6 protein-coding genes are annotated in these 6,361 nt (G+C 70.6%); all 6 read right to left on the bottom strand.

What is annotated here, in order from left to right:
• Window positions 1–205: 205 nt before the first annotated feature.
• Complete coding sequence (gene tyrS / locus JAP66_RS26650) at window positions 206–1,480, bottom strand: tyrosine--tRNA ligase (RefSeq protein WP_199434586.1); 1,275 nt, start codon at window positions 1,478–1,480, stop codon at window positions 206–208.
• Between the two features lie 27 nt (window positions 1,481–1,507).
• The gene (locus JAP66_RS26645; RefSeq protein WP_235999508.1) at window positions 1,508–2,155 is read right to left on the bottom strand and encodes a DNA-3-methyladenine glycosylase; all 648 of its coding nucleotides are present in this window, start codon (window positions 2,153–2,155) and stop codon (window positions 1,508–1,510) included.
• Window positions 2,156–2,189: 34 nt separating this feature from the next.
• Window positions 2,190–3,623 (bottom strand): argininosuccinate lyase, encoded by a 1,434-nt coding sequence (gene argH, locus JAP66_RS26640; protein WP_199434585.1) that lies wholly within the window; start codon window positions 3,621–3,623, stop codon window positions 2,190–2,192.
• Between the two features lie 71 nt (window positions 3,624–3,694).
• On the bottom strand, window positions 3,695–4,897 hold the full coding sequence (locus tag JAP66_RS26635; RefSeq protein WP_307849728.1) for an argininosuccinate synthase: 1,203 nt from the start codon (window positions 4,895–4,897) through the stop codon (window positions 3,695–3,697).
• Window positions 4,890–5,408, bottom strand: coding sequence for an arginine repressor (locus JAP66_RS26630; RefSeq protein ID WP_199434600.1), 519 nt, complete (start codon window positions 5,406–5,408; stop codon window positions 4,890–4,892). The genes JAP66_RS26635 and JAP66_RS26630 overlap by 8 nt, the downstream gene beginning before the upstream one ends.
• Before the next feature lie 29 nt (window positions 5,409–5,437).
• Window positions 5,438–6,361 carry an ornithine carbamoyltransferase gene (argF, locus tag JAP66_RS26625; RefSeq protein WP_199434583.1) on the bottom strand — a complete coding sequence of 308 codons (924 nt, stop codon included), beginning with the start codon at window positions 6,359–6,361 and terminating at the stop codon, window positions 5,438–5,440.

Raw genomic sequence — 6,361 nt, 5'->3', positions numbered from 1 at the left:
CCAGCCCGGTCTCCCCGGCGACAAGGAAAAGATTACATGCCCGGGATCAGCTCGTGAACACGGGGGTCCACTACTCGCGAAACCCCAGTTCAGCGGCCTGCCCGGGGCACCGATCCGACGAGCCGTAACCCGCCGGCGGTTGACCCATGGGGTCACCGATACACGTCAACCACGCACACCTCGCGGATATTCCGCTCCGCGGCCGTCAGCTCAGCAGCCGGACGCCCGCGGTGTTCCGCTTGCCCCTGCGCACCACGAGCCAGCGCCCGTGCAGCGCGTCCGACGCGGCAGGCCGCCAGGCCTCGTCCGTGATCTTCGTGTTGTTCACGTACGCGCCGCCCTCCTTGACCGTGCGTCGTGCGGCACCCTTGCTGTCCACCAGCCCGGTGGCCGTGAGCAGCTCGACGATCGTCGGCTCCTCGGACAGCTTGACCTCGCCGGTGGGCACCTCGGCCATGGCTGCGTCCAGCGTGGCGGCGTCCAGCCCCGCCAGCTCTCCCCTGCCGAACAGCGCCTGGCTGGCCGCGACGACCTGCCGGGTCTGCTCGCTACCATGCACGAGGTCGGTCAGCTCCTCCGCGAGCCTGCGCTGGGCGAGGCGGGCGGCCGGCCGCTCCACCGTCGCCGCCTCCAGCTCCGCGATCTCCTCCTTGCCGAGGAACGTCAGCAGCTTGAGGCAGTTCACGACGTCGGCGTCCGGCAGGTTGAGGAAGTACTGGTACCAGGCGTACGGCGAGGTCATCGCCGGATCGAGCCAGACGTTCCCGCCGCCCGTCGACTTCCCGAGCTTGCGCCCCTCGGAGTCGGTGATCAGCGGCGTGGTCAGCGCGTGCACCTGCTCGCCGTGCACCCGCCGCACCAGGTCGACGCCGGCGACGATGTTGCCCCACTGGTCGGAGCCGCCGACCTGCAGCCGCACGCCGTACCGCTCGAACAGTTCCCGGTAGTCGGTGGCCTGCAGGAGCATGTAGCTGAACTCGGTGTAGGACATCCCCTCGCCGTCGAGGCGGCGCCGGACGGTGTCCCTGGCGAGCATCGTGTTGATCGAGAAGTGCTTGCCGACGTCGCGGAGGAAGGCAGGCACTGTCATCGTGCCGAGCCAGTCCAGGTTGTTGATCTCGATCGGCGGCACCTCGGGGTGGTCGAAGTCGACGAACCGGGCGAGCTGGCCCCGCAGCCGGCCTGCCCATTCGCGCACCGTCTCCTCGGAGTTCAGCGTGCGCTCGCCGACATCACGCGGATCGCCGATCAGCCCGGTGCCCCCGCCCGCGAGCAGCACCGGCCGGTGCCCGGCGTTCTGGAAGCGGCGCAGCACCAGCATCTGCACGAGGTGACCGGCGTGCAGACTGGGTGCGGTCGGATCGAATCCCGCATACACCGCGATCGGGCCCGCGGCCAGGTCGCGACGCAACACGTCGAGATCCGTGGACTGCGCGATCAGCCCGCGCCAGGACAGCTCGTCAAGAATGTGCTCGCTCACGCCCTGAATCTTCCCTTACCCGCGCAATCAGGTTTGCGCCCGGGCGCGTACGCGGCCGCCGCGCCGGTACGTGCTGACCGCCGGAGAACCGTCGATCCAGAACCGCCACGGGATGTCCCTGGCGGCGGCCACTCCCACCCGCGGCCCCGCGCGAACCCGGTCCTCGGGCACCTGCGGGCCCGCGAACAGCCGGACCGGCGATGCGGGATCGGTCAGGTCCGACCCGTTGTGGGCGCGGTCGAGACCGAGCACCGAGGTCAGCACCGCCGGCCCTTTCGCCACGGCACCGTTCCCGCGAGCGGTCGGCCGCCTGCGCCTCGCCAGCTCACTGCCCTCGACGACCTCCCCGGCACGGACGAGGACCGCGCCCGGCTGGCCGTCGGTCAGGCCGACGACGTTCGCGCAGAAGTGCATGCCGTAGACGAAATACACGTACAGGTGACCGGCGGGGCCCCACATCACGTCGTTGCGCGCGGTGCGGCCGCGGTAGCAGTGGGAGGCGGGGTCGTCGAGGCCCCGGTACGCCTCGACCTCGGCCAGCCGGACCCGCACGGTGCCCTCGTCGCCACGGGACTCGAGTACACAGCCGAGCAACCGGCGGGCGAGCGCCACCGGGTCGATGGCGAGTTCCTCACGCGCCATGATCCGCTCCGCCTCGTCAGCGGCTCCTGTCATCGCGGCCTCCCCGTCGCTCCCCGGCGTCCCCAGGCTAACCGGCCAGAACGCCGGTGCTCGCCCAGGCTCGGTGCTCGCCGAGCCGCGCGACGAGCCGGTCGCGCTGCTCGGCGACGCGCGCGGGAGCGGTACCACCGCGGGCGTCGCGGGAGCCGACCGAGCCGGCGACGGTCAGCACCTCGCGGACGTCCGGCGTGAGCGCGGGATGGATCTTGGCGAGCTCGTCGTCGGTCAGCTCGTCGAGCCCCGCGTCGCGCCCCTCCACCACCCGTACGCACTCGCCCGCCGCCTCGTGCGCCGTGCGGAACGGAACACCCTGCCGCACGAGCCATTCCGCGATGTCGGTGGCGAGGGTGAAGCCGGCCGGGGCCAGCTCGGCCAGGCGGTCGGTGTGGAAGGTCAGCGTGCCGAGCATGCCCGCGATGGCGGGGAACAGGAGCTCGAGCTGCTCCACCGAGTCGAAGACCGGCTCCTTGTCCTCCTGCAGGTCGCGGTTGTAGGCGAGCGGCTGCGCCTTGAGCGTGGCCAGCAGCCCGGTGAGGTTGCCGATCAGCCGCCCCGACTTGCCCCTCGTGAGCTCGGCCACGTCCGGGTTCTTCTTCTGCGGCATGATCGAGCTGCCCGTGGCCCACGCGTCGTCGAGCGTGACGTAGCCGAACTCGGCGGTGTTCCAGATGATGACCTCTTCCGCGATGCGCGAGAGGTTCACGCCGAGCATCGCCACCGCGAACGCGAACTCGGCCGCGAAGTCGCGGGAAGCCGTGCCGTCGATCGAGTTCTCCACGGAGGCGTCGAAGCCTAGCTCCCCGGCCACGGCGTCCGGGTCGAGGCCGAGCGACGAACCGGCGAGCGCGCCCGAGCCGTAGGGCGACTCGGCGGTACGGGTGTCCCAGTCGCGCAGCCTGCCGATGTCACGCAGCAGCGACTGGGCGTGTGCGAGCAGATGGTGTGCGAGCAGAACGGGCTGGGCGTGCTGCAGGTGGGTGCGGCCGGGCAGGACCGCGTCGGGGTAACGTCCGGCCTGCTCCACCAGGGCGTCGATCACGTCGAGGGTGCCTGCCACGACCCGGCGCGCCGCATCGCGCAGCCACATGCGGAACAGCGTGGCGACCTGGTCGTTGCGCGACCGCCCTGCGCGGAGCTTGCCGCCCAGCTCCGCCCCGGCGCGTTCGAGCAGGCCACGTTCGAGCGCGGTGTGCACGTCCTCGTCGGCGACGGTCGGCGTGAACGCACCGGACGTCACGTCCTCGGCGAGCGTGTCCAGCGCCGCGAGCATGCCGTCCAGCTCCCCGGCACTGAGCAGGCCGGCCCGGTGCAGCACGCGGGCATGGGCGCGCGATCCGGCGATGTCATAGGGCGCCAGCCGCCAGTCGAAGTGCGTCGACGCGCTCAGCGCCGCCATCGCCTCGGCAGGCCCGCTCGCGAACCGCCCGCCCCACAGTGCCACGTGCTCTCCCCAATGCCACATTCGTTGCGTTCACGTTGCCCGATGTGGCATCCGGTGCGTCCAACGCACCGAACGCCACATCGGGGTGCTGCTCAGTTCTTGCTCTGCTGACGCTTCGCGGCGATCTTGCTCGGCAGGCCCCAGAGCTGGACGAAGCCCTTGGCGAGCGACTGGTCGAACGAGTCGCCCTCGTCGTAGGTCGCCAGGTTGAAGTCGTAGAGCGACTCCGCGCTGCGCCGGCCGGTGACGATGGCGTTGCCGCCGTGCAGCACCATCCGGATCTCGCCGGTCACGTGCTCCTGCGTCTTCGCGATGAACCCGTCGAGCGCGTCCTTGAGCGGCGAGAACCACAGGCCGTCGTAGACGAGCTCGCCCCAGCGCTGCTCCACCTGCCGCTTGAACCGGGCGAGGTCGCGCTCGACCGTGACGTTCTCCAGCTCCTGGTGCGCGGTGATGAGCGCGATGGCGCCGGGCGCCTCGTACACCTCGCGGCTCTTGATCCCGACGAGGCGGTCCTCCACCATGTCGAGCCTGCCGATGCCGTGCGCGCCGGCACGCCGGTTGAGCTGCTTGATGGCCTCCAGCACGGTCACCGGCTCACCGTCGATCGCCACCGGTACGCCCTTGTCGAACCGGATGACGAGCTCGTCGGGCGCCTGGAAGTGGACGGTCGGGTCCTCCGTGTAGGAGTAGACCTCCTTGGGCGGTGAGTTCCAGAGATCCTCGAGGACCCCGGTCTCGACCGCACGGCCCCAGACGTTCTGGTCGACCGAGAACGGCGACTTCTTGGTGACGTCGATCGGCAGGTTGCGCTCGTCGGCGTAGGCGATGGCCTTCTCGCGGGTCCACGCGAAGTCACGCACCGGCGCGATGACGTCCAGATCCGGCGCGAGCGCGCCGATGCCGACCTCGAAGCGCACCTGGTCGTTGCCCTTGCCGGTGCAGCCGTGCGCGACCGTGCTGGCACCGTGGTACTTCGCCGCCTCGGCGAGGTGCTTGACGATCAGCGGCCGGGACAGCGCCGACACCAGCGGGTAGCGGTCCATGTAGAGCGCGTTCGCCTGCAGCGCGGGCAGGCAGTACTCGTCGGCGAACTCGTCCCTGGCGTCCGCGACGACGGCCTCCACCGCGCCGCACTCGATCGCCCGCTTACGGATGGTCTCCAGGTCCTCGCCGCCCTGGCCGAGGTCGACGGCGACCGCGACCACCTCGGCACCGGTCTCCTCGGCGATCCACCCGATCGCCACCGAGGTGTCCAGCCCGCCGGAATACGCGAGCACCACCCGCTCACTCATCATCGTTCTCCTCACTGAATTCTACGTCCACAGTAGACGATCGCCGCGCCAGCGCCGCGAATCGTTCGGCCAGGTCCTTGCCCGACAGCGGTTCCCTGGCGATCACCGCTACCGTGTCGTCGCCGGCGATCGAGCCGACGACCTCTTCCAGCGCCGCCCTGTCGATCGCGCTGGCCAGGAACTGCGCCGCTCCCGGTGGGGTCCGCAGCACCGTCAGGTTGCCCGAGGCGTCCACCGACACCATCAGCTCGGCGAGCAGGCGGGACAGCCGGGAGGTACCGCCCTGCACTCCCCGGACCGGGCTTCCGTCCTCCGGTATGACATACACCGGCGCCCCGGAGTCGGCACCCCGCAGCTTGACGGCGCCGAGCTCGTCGAGGTCCCGGGACAACGTAGCCTGCGTGACCTCGATGCCCTCGGCCGCCAGCAGCTTGGCCAGCTCCGTCTGGCTGCGCACGGCCATTCTGGACACCAGCTCGATGATCCTGGCCTGGCGGGCTGCCCTGCTCATGCCGCCGCCGCGCGAGGGCGCACTCATCGTCACTCCACCTGATCGAGCAACCACACCAGCAGTGCCTTCTGTGCGTGCAGGCGGTTCTCCGCCTCGTCCCACACCGCGCTCGCCGGTCCGTCGATGACCTCGTCGGTGATCTCGGCACCCCGGTGGGCGGGCAGGTCGTGCAGGACGATCGTTTCCTTGCCGGTGCGTGCCAGCAACCCGGTGTTGACCTGGTAGCGGCGAAACGGTGACACCCGGTCCTTGCCGTCGTTCTCCTGGCCCATCGACGTCCACGCGTCGGTGGTGACCACGTCCGCGCCGTCGACGGCGGCGTGCGGATCGGTGAACACCTCGGCGCTGCCACCGGTCTCCGCGGCCCGTTTGGCGACGGCGTCCAGCACCTGCGGCGCCGGGTGGAACCCGTCCGGGGCCGCGACGCGCACGTGCAGCCCCGCGGTCACACCGCCAAGCAGCAGCGAGTGGGCCATGTTGTTCGCCGCGTCGCCGAGGTAGGTCAGGGTGAGGCCGGCCAGCTTGCCCTTGCGCTCGCGCACGGTCTGCAGGTCGGCGAGGATCTGGCACGGGTGGAACTCGTCGGTGAGCGCGTTGATCACCGGCACCCCGGCGGCCGCGGCGAACGCGTCGACGCGGGCCTGTGCAAAGGTCCGCCAGACGATCATGTCGACATAGCGTGAGAGCACCTTCGCCGTGTCCTCGATGGTCTCCTCCCTGCCGAGCTGCATGCTGCGCCCGTCGACGATCACCGGTTGCCCCCCGAGCTGCGCGATGCCGACCTCGAAGGAGAACCGGGTCCGGGTGGAGTTCTTCTCGAAGATCACCGCGACCGCCTTCGGCCCGGCGAGCGCGTCGCCGAACGGCTGCTTCTTGAACCGGTCGGCGAGATCGAGCACGGTGAACTGCTCGTCGGGGGTCAGGTCGTCGTCGCGGAGGAAGTGCCGGAGCAT

The sequence above is a fragment of the Qaidamihabitans albus genome (assembly GCF_016464705.1).
Lineage (GTDB): Bacteria > Actinomycetota > Actinomycetes > Mycobacteriales > Pseudonocardiaceae > Qaidamihabitans > Qaidamihabitans albus.
The sequence above is the reverse complement of the archived record's forward strand: the minus strand, read 5'-3'. Positions and strand labels throughout refer to the sequence as shown.